The sequence below is a fragment of the Sandarakinorhabdus sp. AAP62 genome (assembly GCF_000331225.1).
Lineage (GTDB): Bacteria > Pseudomonadota > Alphaproteobacteria > Sphingomonadales > Sphingomonadaceae > Sandarakinorhabdus.
In genome coordinates this window covers 13046-38123 of the sequence record NZ_ANFY01000018.1, presented here as the reverse complement: position 1 = coordinate 38123, position 25078 = coordinate 13046, and the positions used below count along the sequence as shown (strand labels likewise).

Here is a 25078-nt window from a genome sequence, read left to right as displayed (position 1 = left end):
ATGATCACCATCCTCGTCTTCCTGCCGTTGCTCACCGCGCTTGTCGCCGGGCTCGGCGGCCGCGCCATTGGCCACACCGCGGCCAAGGCGCTCACCACTGGTGGGCTGTTCGTCTCCGCCGCATTGGCCTGGGTGATCTTCACCGGTTTCTGGCTCAACGACACCGCCGGTTATACCGTGCCGGTGCTGGACTGGATCGAAAGCGGCGGCCTCAACGTCAAATGGGCATTGAAAGTCGATACGCTCACCGCAGTCATGCTGGTCGTCGTCACCAGCGTCTCGGCGCTCGTCCACCTCTACAGCTGGGGGTATATGGAAGAAGACCCGTCGCAGAGCCGGTTCTTCGCCTATCTCTCGTTGTTCACCTTCGCCATGCTGATGCTGGTGACCGCCGATAACCTGGTGCAGATGTTCTTCGGCTGGGAAGGGGTCGGCCTCGCCTCCTACCTGCTGATCGGTTTCTGGTATCACAAGCCCTCGGCCAACGCGGCTGCCATCAAGGCCTTCGTGGTCAACCGCGTCGGCGATTTCGGCTTTTCGCTGGGCATCTTCGGCACCTTCCTGGTGTTCGGCACCGTCTCCATCGATGCCATCCTTGCTGCCGTGCCGCAGCACAGCGGCCAGACGTTCAGCTTCCTCGGTTCCCAGGTCTACGTGATGACCTGCCTCTGCCTGCTGCTGTTCGTCGGCGCGTGTGGCAAGTCCGCCCAATTGGGCCTGCACACCTGGCTGCCCGACGCCATGGAAGGCCCGACGCCCGTCTCCGCGCTGATCCACGCTGCCACCATGGTGACGGCCGGCGTGTTCATGGTCTGCCGATTGTCCCCGATGTTCGAAGCCAGCGACACCGCCCAAGCGGTCGTCTGCGTGATCGGCGCCTGCACGGCGCTGTTTGCCGCCACCGTTGGCATGGTGCAGAACGACATCAAGCGGGTGATCGCGTATTCGACCTGCTCGCAGCTGGGCTACATGTTCTTCGCGGCCGGCGCGGGTGCCTATGGCGCGGCCATGTTCCACCTGTTCACCCACGCCTTCTTCAAGGCGCTGCTGTTCCTTGGCGCCGGCAGCGTGATCCACGCCATGCACCACGAGCAGGACATGCGCTTCTATGGCGGCCTGCGTCGCCACATCCCCATCACCTTCTGGATGATGACGATCGGCACGCTGGCGCTCACCGGTTTCTTCTTCACCGCCGGCTATTATTCCAAGGATGCGATCCTGGAAGCCGCCTTCGCCAGCGGCACGTCGCACGGCACCTTCGCCTTCTTCGTCGGGGCGATCGTGGCAGCGCTCACCAGCTTTTATTCCTGGCGGCTGGTGTTCCTCACCTTCTTCGGCGCCCCGCGCTGGGCCGGTTCGGAGCATATCCAGCATGCCGCGCACGGCGATCATGGCCATGGCGACCATCATGCCCATGATCATCACCACGGCCATGATGATCCGACGGCTGGCTATCACCCGCACGAAAGCCCGCTCTCCATGCTGATCCCGCTGTTCGTGCTGGGCACCGGCGCGCTGCTGGCCGGCTTCGTGTGGCACGAACAGTTCGTCGGTGCGGAAGGCGGCGTGGCCTTCTGGCGCGGCAGTCTCGCCTTCGACACGCATCTGATGCACGCCATGCACGAAGTGCCGGCCTGGGTGGTCTACACGCCGTCGGTCGCCTTCTTCCTTGGCCTCGGCCTCGCCTGGCACGTGTTCCTCAACAAGCCGTCGATCCCGATCTGGTGGCAGAAGGAAGTGCCCGGCCTCTACCAGTTCCTCTTGCGGAAATGGTATTTCGACGAGCTGTACGACACGCTGTTCGTCAGGCCCGCGCAATGGATTGGTCGCATCTTCTGGACACGCGGTGACCAGCAGACGATTGATCGTTTCGGCCCCAATGGCGCCGCCGATGTGGTGGTGGTGGGCAGCAACATCGCCCGGCGTTTCCAGACCGGTTATGTCTATAGCTATGCCCTCGTCATGCTGGTCGGCCTTGCCGCCGCCGCCGCCTGGATGATGCGCTGATGATCCTTTCGTTCATGATCCTGCTGCCGGTGGTGGCAGCCCTGGTGGTGGCAACGCTGCCCGGTGGCGACGAAGAGCGCGCCGGCCGCGCCCGCGTTGTCGCGCTCGCCACCACGCTGGTGGAATTCGCTCTCGGCATCTGGCTGTGGACGCAGTTTGATCAGTCGACCGCAGCCTTCCAGTTCACCGAGAATCTGCCGCTGTTCGCGCCCTTCCTGAACTGGTCGCTGGGCATCGACGGCATCGCGCTGATGCTGATCGAACTCAGCGTCTTCCTGATGCCGCTGTGCATCCTCGCCAGTTGGGTGGCGGTGAAGAAGCGCGTGCCGGAATATATGGCCGCGTTCCTGCTGATGGAATCGCTGATGATCGGCACCTTCGCGGCGCGCGACATCTTCCTGTTCTACCTGTTCTTCGAAGGCGGCCTGATCCCGATGTTCCTGATCATCGGCATCTGGGGCGGCGCGCGGCGCATCTATGCGTCGTACAAATTCTTCCTCTACACGCTCTTGGGCTCGGTGCTGATGCTGGTCGCCATGCTGTGGATGGTGAATTTCGCCGGCACCGCCGACATTGGCGAACTCAGCAAGGTCGATTTCCCCAAGGAAGCCCAGTTCTGGCTGTTCCTCGCCTTCTTCGCCTCGTTTGCGGTGAAGATGCCGATGTGGCCGGTGCACACCTGGCTGCCCGATGCCCACGTCGAAGCACCCACGGCCGGCTCCGTCATCCTCGCCGGCGTGCTGCTGAAACTTGGCGGCTATGGCTTCATCCGCTTCTCGCTGCCGATGTTCCCCGATGCCTCGGCGCAGCTGATCTGGCTGGTGTTCGGCCTGTCGATGGTGGCCGTCGTCTACACCAGCCTGGTCGCGCTGGTGCAGCAGGACATGAAGAAGCTGATCGCCTATTCGTCCGTCGCCCACATGGCGTTCGTCACCGGTGGACTATTCGCGCTGAACACGCAGGGCATCGAAGGCGCGATGGTGATGATGCTCAGCCACGGCCTCGTGTCCGGCGCGTTGTTCCTGTGCGTCGGCGTGATCTACGATCGCCTCCACACCCGCGAGATCGGCCGCTATGGCGGCCTTGCTGATACCATGCCCAAATATGCGCTGGTGCTGCTGTTCTTCACCATGGCCAGCGTCGGCCTGCCGGCCACCTCGGGCTTCGTCGCGGAATTCCTCGTGCTGCTGGGCATGTATCAGACCAGCACCTGGGCGACGTTCGTGCTGACCACCGGCATCATCCTCGGCGCGGCCTACATGCTCTGGCTCTATGCCCGCGTCGCCTATGGCAAGGCCGCCGGTGACGACACGCGCGCCATGCCGGACCTGGACGCGCGAGAGATCGCCATCCTGGTGCCGATCATCATCGCCACGTTGTGGATGGGCATTTATCCCAAGAGCTTCCAGACCCCGATGAAACCGGCCATCGCCGAAGTCGTCGCCCGCCTCGAAGGTCGCGCGCTCGCCACCGTGCCGACCGACATGAGCCTGTCGCCAGCAATGCCCGCGCTGGCAGCCCCGGCTGCGGCGCAAGAGAGCCACCACTGATGCACCCGATCTTCACCTCCATCGCCATCGCTGGCCCGGAAACCGTGCTCACGCTCGGCAGCCTTGCGGCGCTGATGCTCGGCACCTTCTCCGGCAAGGGCCCAAAGGATTCTCGGGCCCTCACCGTCACCAGCCTGTTCGCCGTGGCCATCCTGGCGCTGGCCGGCTTCACGCTGCTCGATGCCCCCGCCGGCATCACCCGCGCCTTCGACGGCCTTTATGTCGCCGATGATTTCTCGGCCTTCCTGAAGGTCGTCATCCTCGCGGCGTCCGCGGCCTCCGTGCTGCTGGCGCTGCCGTGGTTGCAGGAAAGCGGTTCCGGCCGTTTCGAATATCCGGTGCTGTTGCTGCTGGCGACGCTGGGCATGACGATGATGGTTTCGGCCAATGATCTGCTCACGCTCTATGTCGGCCTCGAACTCGCCGCGCTGCCGTCCTATGTGCTGGCGGCTTTCCATCGGCAGGACGACCGTTCCGCCGAGGCCGGCCTGAAGTATTTCGTGCTGGGCGCGCTGGCTTCGGGCATCCTGCTCTACGGCGTCACCCTCATTTACGGCTTCTCCGGCTCCACCCAGCTGGACGTGATCGCTGGCGTCGTCTCCGGACAGACCGAACGTTCCATCGGGCTGCTGTTCGGCATCGTCTTCATCCTCGCCGGCCTTGCCTTCAAGGTTTCCGCCGTGCCGTTCCACATGTGGACGCCCGATGTATATGAAGGCGCGCCAACCCCTGTGGCCGCCTTCTTCTCCGCCGCGCCCAAGGCCGCTGCGCTGGGCCTGCTGGCGCGGGTGATGATCGTCGCCTTCCCCGGCAACATCGCCGGCGATTGGCAGCAGATCCTGATCTTCATCGCCATCGCCTCGATGGTGCTGGGCGCCGTCGCCGCCGTCGCGCAAACCAACATCAAACGCCTGCTGGCCTATTCGTCGATTGCCAACATCGGTTTCGCGCTCGTCGGCCTCACCCCCGGCACGCCGGCCGGCATTTCAGCGTTGCTCTTCTACGTCACCGTTTATGTCGCGATGACGCTGGGCAGCTTCCTGGTCGTGCTGCAACTGCGCCGTCCCGATGGCAGCCCGGTCGAAAGCATGGCCGATTTCGCCGGCCTGTCGAAAACCCAGCCGAAACTTGCCGCCGCGCTCGCCATCTTCATGTTCAGCCTCGCCGGCATCCCGCCGCTGCTCGGCTTCTGGCCCAAGTTCGCCGTGTTCCAGGCTGCCATTGCCTCCGGCCTGATCGCGCTGGCACTGATCGGCTTCGTCGCGTCGGTGATCGCCGCCTTCTATTATCTGCGCCTGATCAAGATCATGTACTTCGATGAACCCGCCCCAGCACCTTTTGGGCCGTTGGCGACGGAAGGCAGCGCGGTCAACGGCGCCATGATCGCGGCCTGCGCGCTGTTCTGCTCGCCCATCGGCATGCTGGCCATCTCGCCGCTGGTTGCCGCCACCGCTCGCGCCGCTGCGGCACTCTTTCCGGCTTGAGCAGCGTCACCCACCTCACCGAGGTCGGTTCCACCAACGACTGGCTGCTGGCCCGCGCCCAAGCCTTGCCTGACGGCCATTGGGTGATCACCGATCGCCAGACCGCCGGCCGTGGCCGCCGCGGCCGGGTGTGGAATGATGGCGCCGGAAACTTCATGGGCAGCGTGCTGGTGAAAGCCCTAGGCCAGGTGCAGCAACTCAGCTTCGTCGCTGCATTGGCGCTGCACGATGCGCTGACGCACATCACCTCTGCCCGCCGGGGAGAGGTCGACTCGGACGAAGCCCGGCGGGAGAGGGGCGGGGCCAACCCCACTCCCGGGTCGGCTACGCCGTCTCTCGACCTCTCCCCGGCGGGGAGAGGTGAACGCTTCACGCTGAAATGGCCCAACGATGTGCTGCTGGATGGCACCAAATGCTCCGGCATCCTGCTCGAACGGCAGGGGGAGGCGCTGGTGATCGGCATCGGCATCAACCTTGCCCACTATCCGACGAGCACCGAACGCCCCGCCACCAGCCTGGCCGCCGCCGGCCTTGCCGTGCCCACGCCCGCCGCCGTGCTTGATGAACTGGCGGCTGCCTTTGCGCACTGGCGTGAAACCTGGGCCACCTATGGCTTCGCTCCCATCCGTGCCGCCTGGCTGGCGCGGGCCTCTGGCGTCGGCGGCCGCATCGTCGCGCGGCTCGGCAGCGAAAGCCCGCAAGGCCTGTTCACCGGCCTTGCCGACGATGGCGCGCTGTTGATGCAGCTTGACGACGGCAGCACGCGTGCCATCCACGCCGGTGAAGTCTTCGCCCTGTTATGGGGATATTGAACCGGGAGAGGCCCGATGCTGCTCGCCATTGATGTCGGCAATACCAACATCGTCTTCGCGCTGTGCGATGGCAATGTCATCGCCCAACGCTGGCGCATCTCCACAGATGGCCAGCGCACGGCGGATGAATATGCCGTGTGGCTGCACCAGCTGATGGCGCTGGAAGGCGTCGCCATGGGCAGTGTCGATGCCGCCATCATCTCCACCGTGGTGCCGCAAACCCTGTTCAACCTGCAGCGCCTGTGCCGCAAATATTTCGAGGTCGAACCCGAAGTGGTCGCCATTGGCGAGATCAACCTGGGCTTGGCGATCGATCTGCCCAATCCGGCCGAAGTCGGCGCCGATCGCCTGGTCAATGCCGTCGCTGCCCATGCATTGTGGCCGGGCCATCTGATCATCGTCGATTTCGGCACCGCCACCACCTTCGATGTGGTATCGGCCGATGGCGCCTATCAGGGCGGAGCCATCGCGCCGGGCATCAACCTGTCGATGGACGCGCTCTATCAGGCCGCCGCCAAGCTGCCGCGCATCGCCGTTGAACCGCCCACCGGCAATGGCGGCGCCATCGGCAAGGGCACGGTCCACGCCATGCAATCCGGCGTGTTCTGGGGCTATGTCGGCCTGATCGAAGGGCTGGTGACGCGCCTGTCCCGCGAAATCGCCGGCCCGGTCACCGTGATTGCCACGGGGGGATTGGCCACCTTGTTCCAGCGCCACACCACTGCCATAGCCCATGTTGACGGCGACCTGACCATCAAGGGTCTGATCCGCCTCCACCAGTTAAATGCAAAGAACCCTGATTGATGACACCCGGTGACGAGTTGATTTTCCTGCCTTTGGGCGGGTCCGGCGAAATTGGCATGAACGTCAATCTCTATGGCTGCCAGGGCAAATGGGTGATGGTCGATCTCGGCATGACCTTCGGCGATCCGCGCTATCCCGGCATCGACGTGGTGCTGCCCGATCTCGCCTTCATCGAGGAGCGCCGCAAGGATCTGCTCGGCATCGTGCTCACCCACGGCCACGAGGATCATATCGGCGCCATCCCCTATCTCGCCGCCGATCTGAAGGTGCCGCTCTACGCCACCCCGTTCACCGCCGGCCTGATCGCCAAGAAGCTGGAGGAAGAAGGGCTGCAGGACGAAGTGAAGCTGAAGATCGTGCCCATGGGCGGCTCGCTCAAGCTCGGCCCGTTCGGCTTCACCTATGTCGCGCTCGCCCACTCCATCCCCGAAGGCAATGCGCTGATCATCGATACGCCCCATGGCCGCATTTTCCACACCGGCGATTGGAAGCTGGATGATGCGCCGCAGATGGGCACGCCAGCGTCCGCAGCGCAGCTCACTGCCATCGGCGACAGCGGCATCCTGGCGCTGATCGGCGACAGCACCAACGTCTTCAACCCCGAAGCCAGCGGCAGCGAAGCCGATGTGCGCGATGGCCTGATGCGCGTCGTCAAGGCGCGCAAATCGGGCCGCGTGCTGGTCACCACCTTTGCCAGCAACGCCGCCCGCCTCGGCACGCTGGGCGCGGTGGCGAAAGCTTGTGGCCGCGAGCTTGTGCTGGCCGGCCGCTCGATGGATCGCATCGTCGGCGTCGCCCGCGCCACCGGCTATCTGAAAGACCTGCCCGAACCCATCGATTGGGACACGGCGATGAGCCTGCCACGCAACAAGGTGCTGATCCTGTGCACCGGCGCGCAAGGTGAACCGATGGCAGCGCTGTCGCGCATTGCCGAAGGCAGCCACCCGAAACTGCGGCTGGAGCCGGGCGATCTCGTCGTCTATTCCTCCAAGCAGATCCCCGGCAACGAACTTTCCATCGGCCGCGTCCAGAACGCGCTGGCCACGCGCGGCATCGACGTCATCACCGAAAAACAGGCGCATGTGCACGTCTCCGGCCACCCCGGCCAGCCGGAACTGGAAGCCATGTACGAATGGATCCGGCCCGAAATCGCCATCCCCGTGCATGGCGAACGCCGCCACATGGAAGAGCACGCCAAGCTGGCAAAGGACTGCGGCGTGCCCAGGGCGATGGTGCCGATCAACGGCAGCGCCATCCGCCTGGCGCCCGATGGCCCGCACCTGCTCAGCCACGAACCGGCCGGGCGGCTGGTGCTGGATGGTGATGTCATCCTGCCCGCCGATGGCGCCACCATCGTCGAACGCCGCCGCATGGCCAATTACGGCCTGATCGCGGTGAGCGTCGTCGTCGGCAAGAACGGCCTGCCCGCCGCCACCCCGAAAGTCAGCGCCCACGGCGTTCCGGTGGAGGAAGACAAGGACGAATTCCTCGCCGAATGCGCCGAAGCCGCCGAAAAGGCCGCCGCGAAGGGTGATCCGAAACGCGCCGAGCATTATGCCGAAGCCATCCGCGTGGCGGTGCGCCGCATCGCCCGCGAATGGACCGGCAAGAAACCCGTGACAGATGTGCAGGTGACGCGGTTGTGAAGCTGCAATCCGCCCTTGCCATCTACCTGCTGTTCTGGACGCTCACCCTCTTCGCCGTCCTGCCGTTCGGCGTGCGCACCCCCGATGAAGACGGCAGCGAGTCCGTGCCCGGCCAGGCCAGCTCCGCCCCCAGCAATCCGCTGATCGGCAAGAAACTGCTGTGGACGACGCTGATCAGCGGGCTGCTGTTCGGCCTGTTCATGGCCAATTATGAATTTGGCTGGATCGGCGTCGATGATGTGCCCTTCTGGCGGAACCATGGGCCGTACGCGCCAATGAAGGCAGAATAAGAGGCCTCCGGCGAGCAGGGACGCAGTTCCTGCACCCGTTTGTTTGAGGGTAACCTGCTTCAAGAGTGCCCGTCATGCTGGCGCAGGCCAGCATCCACTGGTTCGCGCCATGCCTGCTGCATCGCAATGGACACTTGTGCCACGCTGGATGCTGGCCTGCGCCAGCATGACGGGCCTTTGAAGATGAGAGGTTCAAACAATCGAAAGCGGGTGCAGGGCCAGAGGCCCCCTTACTTTACCGCTGCCACGAACGCCCGCGCCAGCCCTGCATCCAGCCGGCCATCAACGCGCAGGCCGGAACACACATCCAGCCCCGCCGGCCGCACCTGCGCCACGGCTGCCGCCGCGTTGCAGGGGTTGAGCCCGCCCGCCAGGAACACCGGCACCGGGCTCGTCGCCACGAAGGCGGCGCTGATTGCCCAATCATGCACGCGCCCGGTGCCGCCCAGTTCGCGCGCCGATGGCCGGCCGGAATCGAGCAGGAAGCCGGTAACGTGCGGGCCGTGTGCCGGGATCATGGTGAGGGCGGCTTCATCCTCCACATGCACCACCTGCCAGCGTTGGTGATCGGGCAGCAGGGCGGCCAGTTTCGCCTGTTCGGCGGCATCGATATGGCTGACGATCTGAACTCCGTGCACAGCGGTGCGGTGCACATGATCGGCGATTGCAGTGGCGGTGGTTTCGGCGGTGAGCAGCAGGCTGAGCACATGGGGTGGCAGGCCGGCCGCGATTTCGGCAATGGCGTCGTCGCTGATCGGCCCCGGCCCGCTCGGCATGGCGGCGACCAGCCCCAGCACATCAGCGCCAGCGGCCAGGGCCAGCGCGGCTTCGGCGGGGGAGGCGATGCAGCAGATCTTGATGCGAGTCATCAGCCCTGTGCGGCGGCTGTCATCCGCGCGAAGAACTCGGCATCGTCCAGCGTGTCGCTCATCGCGATCCAGGCGTCGTCGCTCATGCGGGTGCGCATGCCGATGAACATCTGGGAATCATCGCCGCACAGCGTGCGGAACGCGGTGTTCCGACCGCTGACGATATCAAGCACGGCGTTTGCCACCACGGCAGGCGGTGTGCCCTTATCCGCATCGGCGTTCATGGCGACCATGCGGCGACCGCTGGGATACTCACTGTCGGCGCGCGGCTGCGGCAGGTTGGCGACGGCCATATCGGTGGCGATGATGCCCGGTTCGACCAGCGCCACCCGCACGCCAAAGGGCGCCAGTTCCTGTGCGGCCACTTCGCTGGCGGCTTCCAGCGCGAATTTCGATGGGCCGTAGGCGCTGTGCGAGAAGACCGCCATGCGCCCGGCGATCGACGAGATGTTGATGATCAGGCCCTGGCGCCGTTCGCGCATGCTGGGCACCACGGCCTTCATGCAGCGCAGCGGCCCAAAGAAATTGGTGTTCATCACTGCCTGGATCATGGCCATGGATTCATCCTCCAGGGCGTTGATCGACAATATGCCGGCGTTGTTGATCAGCACATCAACGCTGGCCATGCCTGCTTGCGCGAACAGCGCGGCAACCGATGCATCATCATCCACGTCCAGCGTCGCCAGGCTGATCGACAGGCCTTCCTGCGCAGCAATGTCTGCCAGATCGCAGCCGCCGGGATCGCGCATGGTGGCCACCAAATCGTGGCCGGCGCGGGCCAGGGTCAGCGTGATTTCCCGGCCGATGCCGCGGCGGGCGCCTGTTACCAAGATGCGTGCCATGCTGCTCTCCCCTTGCTCACCTCTCCCCGGCGGGGAGAGGTCGACTCGTGCGTCGCGCGGCGGGAGAGGGTCAACATGCGCTGAAACAGCCCCCCTCCCGGGCCGCCCTGCGGGCATCTCTCGACCTCTCCCCGGCGGGGAGAGGTGACATCCGCCTCAATTGAACCGCCCGGCCGCCTGCCCGATCGCCAGATACAATTTGCCCAATGTGGACGACAGCAACGTCGCCCCCAGTGCCTCGCCGCCCCGTTCCGGCACCACATCGGCGACCAGCGATTCGAATTCCTGCAGGTAGCGGCTGGCTTCGGTGCGGAATTCGGCGTCGTGGGTATAGTGGCGCACGAACTGGCGGCCGGCACCGCTGTCCAGCCCATGGGCGAGGCGGCGGGCGATGGCGCTGGCGTCGCCGGCGGCATAATCGGCCCAGGTCTTGTCGTCGATGTCGTAGTCCAGCAGCTTGGCCAGATCGATGGCGCTGGATTGCAGGCTGTCGATCAGCCCGTTGGCGCGGCGGCCCAGGGCATTGCGGACCCGCACTTCGGCGCGGGTTTCCACCGCGTCCACATGGGCTTCCACATCGGAAAGGGTGCGGGCCAGGCCGACCAGGCGCTGCGCCACGCGTTCGGCGGCGGCCTGGGCAGATTCGCCGGCGCGGCCCTGCAATTCCAGCAGTTCCTCGATGCGATCGCGGATCGGGGCGGCAAAGGCGGCCTCGGTGCGGCTGATGGCGGCCTTGTCCAGCGCTTCCTCGGCTTCGAGGATCACGCCGGCCAGCGCGGTGCGCATGGCGCCGGCGGCATTGTCGGCCACTTCGCGCACGCGCGCGAACGTGTCGATCAGGTCGCCGGAGGCGGTGAGGGAGAGGCGGCTGGTGTCGTCTTCGAGCGCGCGCATCTGCTCCTGCGCGCGGGCGATGGCGTCGGCCAGTTCGTCGGTGGTGGCAGTCAGGGTTTCGCGGGCGCTGGTCAGCCGGTTGCTGGCGTCGTTCAGCGTGGCGCTGCCCGATTCCAGCGGTTCGGCCAGGGTAGCGGCCTGTTCCTTGATGCTGGCCAATTGCGCTTCCAGCCCGGCGATCTGCCCGCGCAGCGCGCTCACCTGGCTCTCGCCGGCCGGCAGCTGGCTTTCGAACAGCGCAATGGTGCGGCCGGCTTCGCTGCCCATGGCTTCCAGTCGCAGCTGCACGGCCGAGAGTGCGGCATCGGCGTCGCCAAGCGGCGCGGTGAAGCCGGCGACCTGTTCGTTGGCAGCGGCCAGGCGGGCATCAAGGCCGGACAGCGCCTCGCTGTTGTTGGCGATGGCGGCGGCGAGGCGTGTTTCCAGCGCTTCGACGCGGCTGCCGAGTTCGTCCACCAGTGCTGCGGCATTGCGGCCGCTGGTTTCGATCTCGCCGGCCACCTTGCTGGCCAGCAGTTGCAGGCTGGCGAGCCGTTCATCCAGTTCCCGCGCGCTTTCGCCACCGATGTGCGCCAGCGCGGTGCGGGCCTGATCGACACTGGCCAGCAACGCGCTGGTCTGCGCGTGCACGGCATCGCGGGTCTGTTCGACCGAAAGGCTGGTGCGGGTGAAGGCATCATCGATGGCCGCGTTGAGCGCGCCGATCGGGGTTTCCACCGCAGCGCGGGCCTGGGCGGCAGCGCTGGCCATGGCTTCAAGGCCGGATTGGCTGGCCTGGGCCAGCGCGTTGATCTCGCCGCGGCTGGCCTGGGCGGCGGCGCGGGCTTCGGCTTCGGCTTCGCTGGCGCGGGTATAGAGGCTCGCCAGCAGGGTTTCGGTTTCGGCCAGCTGGCTGCGCAGCTGATTGTCCGCCCGGCTCATCAATTCGGTCAGGGCTTCGGCCTGCTTGCTGGCGGCGGGGACGGCGCCGCTGAGATCCGTGCTGGCGGCCATGGCCCTGGCCACCGTTTCGGCCAGGCGACTGTTGGCGCTTTCCAACGCGTTGGTGGCATTGGCGATGGCGCTGCTGTGGTCCGCCACGGGCGCTTCCATGGCGGCCATGCGGGCGGTGGCGGCCGCCAGTTGCTCTTCCAGCCGAGCCAGGGATTCGGAGCTGTGCTCCAGCCATTCGGCGGCCTGCTGGCTCCGCGCATCGGCAATGGTGGCACGGGCGGCATTCACCGCCCCGGCATCCCGCAAATGCACGAAGGCCAGCAGCGCCACGCCCAACGGCCCGGCCAGGGCCGCCAGCATCAGCAGCAGTGGCTGCACCGTGGCCGAAATGGCGATCGCGCCGGTCGCGGCACCCCAGGTGGCAATGATGGCAGCGGTCCAGGCCAGGCTGGCGATGATCGCGAGGATCCAGGGCCAGCGGCGCGGTTCAGGAGGAGCCAGAAAATCACCCATGCAATAGCACAAACAGGAAAAGGGGCCGCCGTTCAAGCCGGCAGCCCCGATTCACAGGGATATCCACAGGATTCCGTGCGGGCGATCAGCCGCGCTGGCTGAGCGGCACATAATCGCGGCGAGCGTGGCCGGTGTAGAGCTGGCGTGGGCGGCCAATCTTCTGCTCCGGATCCTCCATCATTTCCGTCCACTGCGCGATCCAGCCGACGGCGCGCGAGATGGCGAACAGCACGGTGAACATCGAGGTGGGGAAACCAATGGCCGACATCACCACGCCGGAATAGAAATCGACGTTGGGATAAAGCTTCTTGTCGATGAAATAGGGATCGGTCAGCGCGATCTGTTCCAGTTCGCGGGCCACGTCGAACACCGGGTCATTGATGCCCAGATTGTCGAGCACGTTCTTGGCGACCTTGGCCATCACCTTGGCGCGCGGATCGTAATTCTTGTAGACGCGGTGGCCAAAGCCCATCAGGCGGAACGGATCATCCTTGTTCTTGGCGCGGGCGATATATTCCGGAATCCGTTCCGGCCGGCCGATTTCGCGCAGCATGTTGAGCGCGGCCTCGTTGGCGCCGCCGTGCGCCGGGCCCCACAGGCAGGCGATCCCGGCCGAAATGCAGGCAAATGGATTGGCGCCCGACGAGCCGGCCAGCCGCACGGTGGAGGTGGAGGCGTTCTGCTCGTGATCGGCCTGGAGAATCAGCAATTTCTCCATGGCGTCTTCCACCACCGGATTGATCACATAGGGTTCGGCCGGCACGCCAAAGGTCATCCGCAGGAAATTGCCCGCGAACGACAGGCTGTTGTCCGGGTAGAGGAAGGGCTGGCCGATCGAATATTTATAGGCCATCGCCGCCAGTGTTGGCATCTTGGCGATGATCCGGTGCGAGGCGATCTCGCGCTGCTTGGGATCGTGGATATCGGTCGAGTCGTGATAGAAGGCCGCCATGGCGCCCACGATGCCGCACATGATCGCCATCGGGTGGGCGTCGCGCCGGAAGCCGCGATAGAAGGTCGCCAGCTGCTCGTGGATCATGGTGTGGCGGGTGATGTTGGAATTGAACCTGGCCTGATCCTCGGTGTTGGCCAGTTCCCCGTTCAGCAACAGGTGGGCCACTTCCAGGAAGTTCGACCGTTCGGCCAGCTCATCGATCGGATAGCCGCGATAGAGCAATACGCCTTCGTCGCCATCGATATAGGTGATCTTCGATTCGCACGACGCGGTGCTCATGAAGCCCGGATCGAAGGTGAAGCGGCCGGTGTTGGCATAAAGCTTGCGGATATCGATGACTTCGGGGCCAATGCTGCCCTTGTGCACCGGATAGTCGGCGGATTTTCCGTCAATGCCGAACGTGGCCGTCATGGCTCTTTTCCCTTCTTCAACCGGCCAGGGCGTCGTCGATCCGCCCCAGTACCTCATCCTTGCCCAGCACTTCGAGAACCTCGAACAGTCCGGGCGATTGGGCCGAACCGGTTACAGCAGCGCGCAACGGCTGGGCGATCTGACCAAGCTTGGCCGCTTCGCTTTCCGCCAGTTCACGCGCCACCTGTTCCAGCGCGGCGGCCGTCCAGTCAGACTGGGCGGCGAATCGTGCCCGGGCGCGGTCAAGCAGCCCCGGTGTCGCAGACGCTAGCAGCTTGGCAGCGGCTTCGTCCATGGGGATTGGGCGGCTGCGAAGATAGAAAAGGCTGCTGCCTGCCAAATCATTGAGGTTGTTGGCGCGTTTCTTCAACTCCGGCATGGTGCGCTGCAAAAGCGCGGAATCGGAATCGGTCAATTCGCGTCCCAATGCCGCAGCCACCCGGCCGGCGATCAGCGCCACCAGCCGCGCATCATCGGCGGCGCGCAGATAATGCCCGTTGAGGTTTTCCAATTTCTTCATGTCGAACCGAGACGGCGAGCGGCCGACGCCGGCAAGATCGAACCACTGCACGGCTTCATCGCGGCTGATGATCTCGGCATCGCCATGGCCCCAGCCCAGGCGCAGCAGATAATTTTCCACCGCTTCCGGCAGCATGCCCAGTTCGTCGCGATAGGCATCCACGCCCAGCGCCCCGTGCCGCTTCGACAGTTTCGCGCCGTCAGCGCCGTGGATCAGCGGGATATGGGCATAAACCGGCTCCGGCCAGTTCATCGCACGAATCAGCGCCAGCTGGCGGAAGGCATTGTTGAGGTGATCATCGCCGCGGATCACGTGCGTCACGCCCATGTCGTGATCGTCCACCACCACGGCGAGCATGTAGGTGGGCGTGCCGTCGGACCGCAGCAGCACGAAATCATCGAGTTCGGCATTGTTCACCGTCACCGGGCCCTGCACCTGATCATCGATGGTAACGGCCCCGTCGCGCGGGGCTTTCAGGCGGATCACGTAGGGGGCATCGTTCGGCCAATCGGTGCGGTCGCGCCAGCGCCCGTCATACCGCATCGGCTGCTTGGCGGCGCGCTGCTGTTCGCGCAGTTCGGCCAGTTCCTCGGGCGTGGCATAGCAGCGATAGGCATGGCCGGTGGCGAGCAGTTCATGCGCCACCTCGGCATGGCGGGCGGCCCGGCTGAACTGATAGACCACCTCGCCATCCCAGTTCAGGTTCAGCCAGGTCATCCCGTCCAGAATCGCCGCGATTGCCGGCTCGGTGGAACGGGCGCGATCGGTATCCTCGATGCGCAGCTGGAATTCGCCGCCATGGTGGCGCGCAAACAACCAGTTGAACAGCGCGGTGCGGGCGCCGCCAATGTGCAGGAAACCGGTGGGCGAGGGGGCAAAGCGGGTGACGACTTTGCCGGAAAATCCGTGGCTTGCGCTCATGCGCGTTTCATCCAATCCTGTGGGTTCAGGGTCTGGCCGGGAGGGGCAGACGGAACGCGCGGGTGGTTAGCAGAAGGATCGAAGCGAGACAAACCGCGGGGCAAGCGTTGATGGCCGGCTGGCACCGCTGGCTGGACGCCGAACGCGCGCATCTGCCCTTGTGGTTGCCGGTGGCGCTGGCGGCCGGCATCGCGCTGTGGTTCGCGCTGCCATGGGCGCCGTGGCGGCAGGCGGCGGCGCTGGGCGCAGCAGCATTGGCCGGCGGCCTTGTATTGGCCGGCTTGCGACCGCTGGCCTGGATGGCGCTGCTGCTGCTGGCCGGGCTGGGGGCGGCCGAACTGCGGCTCGCGCTCAATCATCATCCGGTGCTGGCCGGGCGGGTGTTCGCCACCCTCACCGCCCGGGTGGAAAGCGCCGAGCCGCTGGCCTTTGGTGATCAGCGTCTGGTGCTGGTGCCGGCCGCTGGCCACGGCCTGCCCGGCGGCACCACGCGCCTGCGCATGCGCCTGCGCGGTGAGCAGCCACAGATCCCCGCTGGCGCCATTGTGACGGCGCGCGCGCTGCTGTCCCCGCCGTCGGGCATAGCGGTGCCGGGCGGTTATGATCTTGCCCGCCGCACCTGGTTCGATGGCATTGGCGGCACCGGCGTGGCGCTGGGACAGGTCGCGATCGTGGCCGCGCCGCCACCCGGCCCGGGCCTGTGGCTGGGCGGTGTGCGCAGCCGCTTGCAAGCCCTGATCACGGCGCGCATGCCCGGCGAGGCCGGTGCTGTTTCCGCCGCCTTTGTCACCGGCTGGCAGGGGGCGATCCCGCCGGCCACGGCGCAGGCCATGCGCGATGCCGGCCTGGCGCATCTGCTCTCCATCTCCGGCCTGCATATTGCGGTGGTGGTGGGCAGCGTGTCGCTCATGATGCGCTGGTTGCTGGGCCTGTGGCCGTGGCTGGTGCTGCGGGTGCCGGTGCCCACGCTGGCGCTGGCGGCGGGCGCGCTGGCGGGGCTGGCCTATACGCTGCTGGCCGGCGCACAGGTGCCCACGGTGCGGGCGGTGATTGCCGCCTGCATCGTCGTTGTCGGCTTGATGTTGGGCCGGCAGGCGTTGAGTTTGCGGCTGCTGGCGGCGGCGGCCTTTGCCATATTGGTGGTACGGCCCGAAGCGCTGCTCGGCGCCAGTTTCCAGATGAGCTTTGCCGCCGTCATCGGCATCGTCGCGCTCTATGAAAGCCGGCTCGGCAAATGGCTGACGGCGGTGCGGGAGGATGAACCCTGGTGGCAATGGCTGGCCCGCGCGGCCGCCTCGCTGCTGGCCTCAGGCCTGGTGGCGGAATTGGCGCTGTCGGGCATCGGCCTTTTTCATTTCGGCCGCAGTGGGCTGTACGGCATCGCCGCGAACATCGTGGCCATTCCCTACACCAGCTTCGTGGTGATGCCGGCGCTGATGCTGGCCATGCTCGGCGAGGCATTGGGGCTGGGCTGGCTGTGGCCACTGGCCGGCTGGGCCATGCAGGGCCTGATCGATCTGGCGGATTTCACCGCATCGCTGCCCGGCGCCGTGATCACCAGCGCCGCCATCCCGGGGCCGGCGTTTGCGCTGGGGGCCGCGGGAGGTCTGTGGCTGGCGCTGTGGCGCAGCCGCGCGCGTTGGTGGGGGCTGGCGCCGATCACCGGCGCGGTGCTGCTGGCCTGGGCAGCAGCTGTGCCCGATCTGCTGGTCAGCAGCGACGGCCGTCATTTCGCGCTGCGGCTGCCCGATGGCCGGCTGGCGCATGCCCGTGAACGCGTGGGCGATTTCCTGATCGACAATTGGGCAGAGGCCGTGGGCAGCGATCCCGCCAGCGCTGTCTGGCTTGGCACATTGCCATCCGCCCGTTGTTCGGCGGAAAGCTGCGTGGCGGATGTGGAGCACAGTGGCCGGCGCTGGCGCGTGCTGGCCACCACCGGCCGCAGCCTGATCCCGCGTGATCGCTTCGCCCCGGCCTGCGCCGCAGCCGATATCGTCGTTTCCGATCGCCGCCTGCCTTATTGGTGCCGGCCGCGCTGGCTGAAACTGGATGCCGCCGCCCTGGCGCACACCGGGGCCGTGGCGATCTGGCTGGCGCCGCAGCGGGTGGCAACCGCCGCCGATGCAGCCGGCGACCGGCCGTGGCAACCCCACTGAACACTGCCAGCTTGCCGCCTCGCCGGTGAGTGGCGATGCTGGGGAAGGGGAGACTCACATGGCCAACATCATCGATCCGGAACGCCCGATCATCGATCCGCATCACCATTTGTGGGATCGGCGCTTCGTGCCGCAGCCGGCGGCCGACGCCACGGATTTTGAACGGGTGATCGGCCTCAGCCCGCTCTATCTGCTCGATCAACTGAATGCCGACATGAAGGCCGGGCACAATGTGGTTGCCACCGTGTTCCTGGAATGCGGGGCCTTCTATCGCGCCGATGGACCGCCCGAACTGCGCTGCGTGGGCGAAACCGAGTTCGTGAACGGCGTCGCCGCCATGAGCGCGTCTGGCCTGTACGGCAAGCCCCGCGCCTGCGCCGGCATCGTTGGCCATGCCGATCTCACCTTGGGCGCCGCCGTGCGCCCGGTGCTGGAGGCGCATCTGGCCGCCGCCCCGGCGCGGTTTCGCGGTATCCGCCACTCCCCGGCGTGCGATGCGGATCCCGCCGTGCTCGGAATGTTGCAGCGAAACCCGCCCGGCCTGCTGGCACAGCCGGCCTTCCGCGCTGGCCTGGCCGAACTGGCGGCGCTTGGCCTCAGCTACGATTGCTGGCTGCTGGCACCGCAACTGCCGGAACTCATTGCCATGGCCCGAGCCGTGCCGGATCTCACCATCATCTGTGATCACCTCGCCACCCCGCTGGGTACTGCGTCTTACGCTGGCCGGCGTGATGCGGATTTTGCGGCGTGGGCTGGCAACATCAAGGCACTGGCCGCCTGCCCGAACGTGGTGATGAAGGTGGGCGGGCTGGCCATGCCGTTCGGCGGCTTTCCCAGCTTCATGGCCGAACCGATGGCCAGCGCCGAAATGCTGGCCAAGGAATGGCAGCCGTGGATCGAAACCGCGATTGCCGCCTTTGGTGCAGACCGCTGCATGTTCGAAAGCAATTTCCCCGTCGATCGCGGCACCTGCGATTACGCCACGCTGTGGAACGCCTTCAAACTGCTCAGCGCCAGTGCCAGCGAAGACGAAAAGACCGCCCTGTTCAGTGGCACGGCGGCGCGGGTCTATCGGCTGGCCTTGTAACGGCAACGTCACGACAACGCCCGCCAGTTCAGGGCGGGCGCTGCGTGGGAGCGGAATCTCGTCTGTCAGTGATAGCGGCGCAGCAGCCCGGCCAGCTTGCCCTGGATGCGCACCTGCTCGGGGTGATAGCGCTGCGGCTCATAGCTGCTGTTGGCCGGATCAAGGCGCACCAGGCCCTTTTCATGGTGCAGATATTTCAGCGTCGCCTCGCTCTCGTCGATCAGCGCCACCACGATATCGCCATCGCGGGCCGTGTCGCAGCGGCGGATCAGGGCATAATCGCCGTCGAAGATACCGGCATCGATCATCGAATCGCCTGACACTTCCAGCGCATAATGATCGCCAGGGCCCAGCAGCGCCGCCGGCACCGACATCGAACGGTCGCTTTCCAGCGCTTCCACCGGCAGACCGGCGGCGATGCGGCCGTGCAGCGGCACGGTGATGGTGTCGTTGGCCGCCAGCATCGCGACAGCTGGCGGGGCAGGCGCAGGCCGGCTGGCCACCAGAGCCAGGGCCGGCTTTTCCACCTTCAGCGCATCGGGCAAGCGCAACACTTCCAGCGCGCGGGCACGGTTGGGCAGGCGGCGGATGAAAGCGCGTTCCTCCAGCGCATTGATCAGCCGGTGCACGCCCGATTTGGATTTCAGGTTCAGCGCCTCCTTCATTTCCTCGAAGGAGGGCGACACGCCGTCTGACTTCAGCCGCTCATCGATGAAAATGAGCAATTCCTGCTGCTTCCGGGTGAGCATCTCATTGACTCCCATGCCGCTCCAAACGGAACATGGAAAGAACATCTAGAAAACAGAATGGAACATGTCAAGCGCAATGCAGGTAACTTCATCGCCTGCGGCAGCGGCTGGCGCGTGCGCCTCGCGGATGATCAGCAGTTCGGCCTGCGCCAGCAGCGCGAGCAGGGCGCTGTCTTGCCGGGCAAAGGGTTCGGCACCGGCTGGTGTGCGCCGTGCGCGCAAATGATCGCGGCGCGGGCCGTTGGCAGGCAGCGGCGCGGCCAGTTTCAGCCTTTGCAGCGGCAGTTCATGGCCACGCCCGCCCAGCCGAGACACCAGCGGCACCGCGAACAACAGGGCGGTCACGAAGGCGGAGACGGGATTGCCTGGCAGGCCCAGCACGCGGGTGCCGCCCAGCCGCCCGGCCAGCAGCGGCTTGCCCGGCCGCAGCGCGATCTTCCAGAAATCAATATCGGCGCCTAGTTCACGCAGCACGGGCACGACCAGATCATGATCGCCCACCGATGCGCCGCCGATGGTGATGATCAGGTCGGCCGCCGCAGCCTGCAACGCCGCGGCCAGCGCAGTGCGATGATCGGGGATGATCCCGGGATCATGCACATCGGCGCCAGCGGCGCGGAGCAGGGCGGTGAGCATCACCGGATTGGCCGAGATGATCTGGCCCGGCCCTGGCGCCTTGCCCGGCTGCACCAGTTCATCACCCGTCGCGATCAGCGTCACCCGCGGCCGCCGCACCACCGGCAGCGCTCCCCAGCCGCCGGCCGCCGCCAGCCCCAGATGGGCGGCCGAAAGCCGCGTACTGGCCGCGATCAAGCTGTCACCGGCTGCAAAATCCTGACCGGCCGGGCGGATATGGGCTTGCGGGCGCAGCGGGCCTTCGCCGGCCAGCCGCGCCACCGCGCCGTCGCGGGTCACTTCTTCCTGCACCACGATCACATCGGCGCCATTCGGCACGGGCGCGCCGGTAAAGATGCGCACCGCCTCGCCCGGCCCCAATGAGCCAGCCCAGCCATGGCCGGCGGCGCTTTCCCCGACCACGCGCCACCTTGCCTGCAGATCGGCCCAGCGGATGGCATAGCCATCCATGGCGGCGGCAGCGAAGGGCGGCTGGGTCAGGCGGGCGATGACCGGTTCGGCCAGCACGCGGCCGGCGCAATGATCGAGGGGGAGCGTTTCGGCAGGCAGCGCCTCGACGCCCGAAAGCAGTTGATCCAGTGCCTCCTGAAAAGGCAGCAAGCCACTCATTCCGAGACGTAATCGCCCGAGCGGCCGCCGGATTTCCGCAGCAGGCGGATGCCGTCGATACGCATCGTCCGGTCGAGCGCCTTGGCCATGTCGTAGACGGTGAGCAGGGCGGCGGAGACGGCGGTGAGGGCCTCCATTTCGACGCCGGTGCCGTGGGTGGTGGCGACGGTGGCGGTGGCGCGGATTCCAGTGGCCTCGATGGCCAGGTCCACGCTCACCGCATCGATGGGCAGCGGGTGGCAGAGCGGGATCAGGTCGGCCGTGCGCTTGGCCGCCATGATGCCGGCGATGCGGGCCGTGGCGAGCACGTCGCCCTTTTTTACGGCTTGTTCGGCAATGGCTTGCAGGGCGTTGTTCGCCACATGGATGAAGCCTTCCGCCACCGCTTCGCGCCGCGTGGCGGCCTTGGCGCTGATGTCCACCATGCGCGCGGCGCCGCTGTCATCGAGATGGCTGAGCTTGCTCATGCGGCGAGGCCCAGCAATTGGCGGGTGGCTGCCGTCACGTCGGCCTGCCGCATCAGGCTTTCCCCAACCAGGAAGGTGCGGATGCCAACACCGGCCAGCGCGGCCAGATCGGCATTCGAGCTCAGGCCGGATTCAGCCACCAGCGTCTTGCCCTCATCCATTGCCAGCGTATCGGCAAGATCAAAACTCGTCTGAAGACTGACGTCCAACGTCTTGAGATTGCGATTATTGATGCCAAGCAGTGGCGTCTTCAGCAGCAGCGCGCGATCCCGTTCGGGGGCATCATGCACTTCGATCAGCACGTCCATGCCCCAATCGTGGGCCACGGCTTCCAGTTCGGCGGCCTGCGCGTCAGACAGGGCCGCCATGATCAGCAGGATGGCATCCGCCCCCAGCGCGCGGGCTTCGATCACCTGGTAGGGATCGACGATGAAATCCTTGCGGATCACCGGCAGCGACACGGCGGCGCGCGCGGCCTGCAGATAGGCGTCAGATCCCAGGAACCAGCGTTCCTCGGTCAGCACCGAAAGACAGGCTGCACCGCCGGCAGCATAGGCGCGGGCCAGGGCTGCGGGATCGAAATCGGCACGGATCAGGCCCTTGGACGGGCTGGCCTTCTTGCACTCGGCAATAAGCGCGTGGCGGCCGTCTGCATGCGCCGCGTGCAGCGCCGCGATGAAGCCGCGCGGGGCATCGGCCGCACGGGCGGCGGCTTCCACATCCGCCAGTGCCCGCTGCGCCTTGCGGGCGGCATAGAGGTCGCGTTTGTGAGCGACGATGGTTGAAAGCGTGTCAGTCATCGAAAGGCGATCCAGCGAGCGAGGATGTCAGCAGCGGCGCCGCTGTCAATGGCGGCGGCGGCTTGCGCCACGCCTTGGGGCAAGGTCAGGCCGGGGCGCACCACGCCCAGCGCGGCAGCCGCATTGAGCAGCACCATGTCGCGATAGGCGTCGGCCTGGCCAGCGAGCAGGGCCTTCAACCGCTCGGCGTTGTAATCTGGGCTGCCGCCCTTCAGCGCCGCGTTCGGCTGGCGCGGCAAGCCGGCGGCTTCCGGGGTGATGGTGTGGGCACTCAGCGCACCGCCGGTCAGCGCCACGGCGTGCGTTTCGCCAGACAGCGCCACTTCATCAAAGCCCTGGCCGTGCACCACCAGCGCGGCGCGGCTGCCCAGATGCTGGAGCGCTTCGGCCATCAGCGGCACCGGGCCGGGGGCGAAGACGCCCAGCAATTGCTGATCGACGCCGGCCGGATTGCACAGGGGCCCAAGCAGATTGAAGATCGTCCGCCGGCCCAGCGCGCGCCGCACCGGGGCGACGCGGGCCATCGCCGGGTGGTGGCGGGCCGCATGCAGGAAGGTGATGCCGACCTTGTCCAGACACGGCCCCAGCCGGTCCATCGGCAGTTCCGGCACGCCCAGCACCATCAGCACGTCGGCCGCGCCACTGGTGGAGGAGGCGGCGCGATTGCCGTGTTTGGCCAGCTTCACTCCGCAGGCAGCGACCACCAGCGACACCGCCGTCGAGATGTTGAGGCTGTGCATGCCATCGCCGCCGGTGCCGCACACGTCGAGCGCATCGGCAGCGCGGAACGGCTGGATGGCGCGGGCGCGCAGGGCGCGGGCGGCGGCCACCACTTCGCCCACCGTCTCGCCACGATCGGCCAGGGTGGTCAGGAAACTGGCCAAAGCCTCGTCGCTCACCTTGCCGTCGAAGATGGCGGCAAAGGCCTCGGCCGCCGCGCCTTCCTCAAGCGGGCAGGACGGATCGGGCAGCAGGCTCATGCCGCGACCGAAAGATCGGGTTTCAGGCCGGCCAGCACCATGAAATTGGCGAGCAGGCGGTGGCCATGCTGGGTGGCGATGGATTCGGGGTGGAACTGCACGCCGTGCAGCGGCAGTTCGCGGTGATGCATGCCCATGATCAGGCCATCGGGGCTGTGGGCGTTCACCACCAGTTCGGCCGGCAAGCCGGCCTCGCGCACGACGAGGCTGTGATAGCGCGTCGCTTCGAACGGGGAGGGGATGCCGGCGAACACGCCGGTGCCATCATGAGTGATGGCGCTCACCTTGCCGTGCATCACCTGCGGCGCCCGCTCCACGATGCCGCCAAAGGCCTGGCCCAGCGCCTGGTGGCCGAGGCAGACGCCGAACAGCGGCGTTTTCGTTTCGGCCGCCGCCGCGATCAGCGCGAGGCAGATGCCGGCCTCGTTCGGCGTGCACGGGCCGGGCGAGAGCAGGATGGCCTCAGGGTGCATCGCCATCGCGTCCTGCGTCGTCAGCGCGTCGTTGCGCACCACGACGGTTTCCGCCCCCAACTCGGCCAGATAATGGACGAGATTGAAGGTGAAGCTGTCGTAATTGTCGATGACGAGGATGCGATGGGGGATGCTCATTGTCCGAATCCGGCTTGGGCAGCCGTGGCGATGGCTTCGCGCGCTGCCGCGATCAGGGCGCCGGCCTTGGCCTCGCATTCGCGCTGCTCATATTCGGCCTGGCTGTCGGCCACGATGCCGGCGCCGGCCTGCACGTGCATCACGCCATCCTTCACCACGGCAGTGCGCAGCACGATGCAACTATCCATGTCGCCATTGGGGCTGAAATAACCCACACCGCCGGCATAGGGCCCGCGGCCAACGCCTTCCAGTTCGGCGATGATCTGCATGGCGCGCACCTTGGGCGCTCCTGAAACCGTGCCGGCCGGGAAGCCGGCGAGCAATGCTGCCACCGCGTCCACGCCATCGGCCAGCCGGCCCTGCACGTTCGAGACGATGTGCATGACATGGCTGTAGAATTCGACGAAGAACTTGTCGGTCACCTTCACGCTGCCCGGCACCGAAACCCGCGCCGTGTCGTGGCGGCCCAGATCGAGCAGCATCAGGTGCTCGGACAATTCCTTGGGATCGGCGAGCAGGCTTTCCCGGTTCTCGGCATCCTCGGCGGCATCCTTGCCGCGCGGCCTGGTGCCGGCGATCGGCCGGATCGTCACGTCGCCGGCGCGGGCGCGCACCAGGATTTCCGGCGATGATCCCACCAGCGCAAAGCCCGGCAGATCGAGGAAATAGAGGAAGGGCGAGGGGTTGATGCGGCGCAAGGCGCGATAGAGATCGAACGCCGGCAGCGGGAAATCGACCGAGAAACGCTGGGACAGCACGACCTGGAAGATGTCGCCAGCAAGAATATACGCGCGCGCCTTGTCCACCATGGCGGCAAAGCGCGCCTTGTCGGTATGGTGGCGGGGATTGGCAGCGGGCAGGTCCTCCAGGGCACGCGGCTGCGCGGGCAGGGCCTGCGCCAGCCGGCGCTCGGCCTCCACCAGCCGCTCGGCGGCGGCATCCCAGGCGGCACCGGGATCGGCGGCGTCAAAGATCGGCGCGACGATGAACAATTCGTCCTTCAGCCGGTCGAACACCAGGAGCAGGGTCGGGCGCACGAACACCATGTCGGGCAGGCCCAGCGCCGACGGGCCTGCATCGGGCACGCTGGGTTCGACCAGCCGCACCGTTTCATAGCCCATATAGCCGACCAGGCAGGCCAGCGCCGCCGGCAGTTCGGCCGGCACATCGGCGCGGGCTTCGGCCACCAGTGCGCGCAGGGCGGTCAGCGTGTCGCCATCAACCGGCGTGAAGGCGGATTGATCGTGCCGCCAGTTGCGGTTGATTTCGCTCGTGTCGCCGCGCGCCCGCCACACCAGATCGGGATCGAGGCCGAGCAACGAATAGCGCGCGCGCACGCTGCCGCCTTCCACCGATTCCAGCAGAAAGGCGCCCGAACCTTCGCGGCCCAGTTTCAGCATGGCCGAGACCGGGGTTTCGGTATCGGCAACGATGCGCGTCCAGATCAGCTGCGGCTTGCCATTGGCGAGGGCCGCGCTGGCGCTGGCGCGATCGGGGGCGATGCGCCGGTCTGGCGGGCTGTTGGCCATGAT

At 66.5% G+C, this 25078-nt stretch carries 21 protein-coding genes; 9 read left to right on the top strand and 12 right to left on the bottom strand.

Features of this window, described 5'->3' with window-relative positions:
• From nuoL to D619_RS0114445, 7 genes are read left to right on the top strand one after another with little or no spacing between them, the layout of a single operon-like run.
• On the top strand, window positions 1–2007 hold the full coding sequence (gene nuoL / locus D619_RS0114475; protein ID WP_017669324.1) for an NADH-quinone oxidoreductase subunit L: 2007 nt from the start codon (window positions 1–3) through the stop codon (window positions 2005–2007).
• Complete coding sequence (locus D619_RS0114470; RefSeq protein ID WP_017669323.1) at window positions 2007–3557, top strand: NADH-quinone oxidoreductase subunit M; 1551 nt, start codon at window positions 2007–2009, stop codon at window positions 3555–3557. The genes nuoL and D619_RS0114470 overlap by 1 nt, the downstream gene beginning before the upstream one ends.
• Window positions 3557–5041: an NADH-quinone oxidoreductase subunit NuoN gene (nuoN, locus tag D619_RS0114465; RefSeq protein WP_017669322.1), complete on the top strand. Its 1485-nt coding sequence runs from the start codon at window positions 3557–3559 to the stop codon at window positions 5039–5041. Before D619_RS0114470 ends, nuoN begins: the two co-directional genes overlap by 1 nt.
• The gene (locus D619_RS18400; protein ID WP_017669321.1) at window positions 5038–5853 is read left to right on the top strand and encodes a biotin--[acetyl-CoA-carboxylase] ligase; all 816 of its coding nucleotides are present in this window, start codon (window positions 5038–5040) and stop codon (window positions 5851–5853) included. The genes nuoN and D619_RS18400 overlap by 4 nt, the downstream gene beginning before the upstream one ends.
• 15 nt (window positions 5854–5868) lie before the next feature.
• Window positions 5869–6657, top strand: a complete 789-nt coding sequence (locus D619_RS0114455; RefSeq protein ID WP_017669320.1) for a type III pantothenate kinase — start codon at window positions 5869–5871, stop codon at window positions 6655–6657.
• On the top strand, window positions 6657–8303 hold the full coding sequence (locus D619_RS0114450) for a ribonuclease J (protein ID WP_017669319.1): 1647 nt from the start codon (window positions 6657–6659) through the stop codon (window positions 8301–8303). The genes D619_RS0114455 and D619_RS0114450 overlap by 1 nt, the downstream gene beginning before the upstream one ends.
• On the top strand, window positions 8300–8593 hold the full coding sequence (locus D619_RS0114445) for a DUF1467 family protein (RefSeq protein WP_017669318.1): 294 nt from the start codon (window positions 8300–8302) through the stop codon (window positions 8591–8593). Before D619_RS0114450 ends, D619_RS0114445 begins: the two co-directional genes overlap by 4 nt.
• 230 nt (window positions 8594–8823) lie before the next feature.
• On the opposite strand, the gene D619_RS0114440 is transcribed toward D619_RS0114445, so the two are convergent.
• The 5 genes from D619_RS0114440 to gltX form a co-directional block, all read right to left on the bottom strand.
• Window positions 8824–9462, bottom strand: a complete 639-nt coding sequence (locus tag D619_RS0114440) for a hypothetical protein (protein WP_017669317.1) — start codon at window positions 9460–9462, stop codon at window positions 8824–8826.
• Window positions 9462–10304: an SDR family NAD(P)-dependent oxidoreductase gene (locus tag D619_RS0114435; RefSeq protein ID WP_017669316.1), complete on the bottom strand. Its 843-nt coding sequence runs from the start codon at window positions 10302–10304 to the stop codon at window positions 9462–9464. The genes D619_RS0114440 and D619_RS0114435 overlap by 1 nt, the downstream gene beginning before the upstream one ends.
• Window positions 10305–10460: 156 nt before the next feature.
• Entirely contained in the window at window positions 10461–12644 is a 2184-nt protein-coding gene (locus tag D619_RS0114430; RefSeq protein ID WP_017669315.1) for a hypothetical protein, read from the bottom strand.
• An 85-nt stretch (window positions 12645–12729) separates the two neighbouring features.
• Entirely contained in the window at window positions 12730–14010 is a 1281-nt protein-coding gene (gene gltA, locus D619_RS0114425) for a citrate synthase (protein ID WP_017669314.1), read from the bottom strand.
• A gap of 16 nt (window positions 14011–14026) precedes the next feature.
• Window positions 14027–15451: a glutamate--tRNA ligase gene (gltX, locus tag D619_RS0114420; RefSeq protein ID WP_017669313.1), complete on the bottom strand. Its 1425-nt coding sequence runs from the start codon at window positions 15449–15451 to the stop codon at window positions 14027–14029.
• Between the two features lie 110 nt (window positions 15452–15561).
• Here gltX and D619_RS16875 point away from each other — a divergent pair, with 110 nt between their 5' ends.
• Window positions 15562–17607: a ComEC/Rec2 family competence protein gene (locus D619_RS16875; RefSeq protein ID WP_017669312.1), complete on the top strand. Its 2046-nt coding sequence runs from the start codon at window positions 15562–15564 to the stop codon at window positions 17605–17607.
• A gap of 58 nt (window positions 17608–17665) precedes the next feature.
• Window positions 17666–18694, top strand: coding sequence for an amidohydrolase family protein (locus tag D619_RS0114410; RefSeq protein WP_026091083.1), 1029 nt, complete (start codon window positions 17666–17668; stop codon window positions 18692–18694).
• Window positions 18695–18759: 65 nt separating this feature from the next.
• Here the strand turns inward: D619_RS0114410 and lexA are convergent, their stop codons facing one another.
• From lexA to D619_RS0114375, 7 genes are read right to left on the bottom strand one after another with little or no spacing between them, the layout of a single operon-like run.
• Window positions 18760–19443, bottom strand: coding sequence for a transcriptional repressor LexA (lexA, locus tag D619_RS0114405; RefSeq protein ID WP_017669310.1), 684 nt, complete (start codon window positions 19441–19443; stop codon window positions 18760–18762).
• A gap of 45 nt (window positions 19444–19488) precedes the next feature.
• Window positions 19489–20688, bottom strand: a complete 1200-nt coding sequence (gene glp, locus D619_RS0114400) for a gephyrin-like molybdotransferase Glp (RefSeq protein WP_017669309.1) — start codon at window positions 20686–20688, stop codon at window positions 19489–19491.
• Window positions 20685–21155, bottom strand: coding sequence for a cyclic pyranopterin monophosphate synthase MoaC (moaC, locus tag D619_RS0114395; RefSeq protein ID WP_017669308.1), 471 nt, complete (start codon window positions 21153–21155; stop codon window positions 20685–20687). Before moaC ends, glp begins: the two co-directional genes overlap by 4 nt.
• The gene (gene trpC, locus D619_RS0114390) at window positions 21152–21955 is read right to left on the bottom strand and encodes an indole-3-glycerol phosphate synthase TrpC (RefSeq protein WP_017669307.1); all 804 of its coding nucleotides are present in this window, start codon (window positions 21953–21955) and stop codon (window positions 21152–21154) included. The genes moaC and trpC overlap by 4 nt, the downstream gene beginning before the upstream one ends.
• The gene (trpD, locus tag D619_RS0114385; RefSeq protein WP_017669306.1) at window positions 21952–22935 is read right to left on the bottom strand and encodes an anthranilate phosphoribosyltransferase; all 984 of its coding nucleotides are present in this window, start codon (window positions 22933–22935) and stop codon (window positions 21952–21954) included. Before trpD ends, trpC begins: the two co-directional genes overlap by 4 nt.
• The gene (locus D619_RS0114380) at window positions 22932–23546 is read right to left on the bottom strand and encodes an aminodeoxychorismate/anthranilate synthase component II (protein WP_017669305.1); all 615 of its coding nucleotides are present in this window, start codon (window positions 23544–23546) and stop codon (window positions 22932–22934) included. The genes trpD and D619_RS0114380 overlap by 4 nt, the downstream gene beginning before the upstream one ends.
• The gene (locus D619_RS0114375; RefSeq protein ID WP_017669304.1) at window positions 23543–25075 is read right to left on the bottom strand and encodes an anthranilate synthase component I; all 1533 of its coding nucleotides are present in this window, start codon (window positions 25073–25075) and stop codon (window positions 23543–23545) included. Before D619_RS0114375 ends, D619_RS0114380 begins: the two co-directional genes overlap by 4 nt.
• Between the last annotated feature and the right edge of the window lie 3 nt (window positions 25076–25078).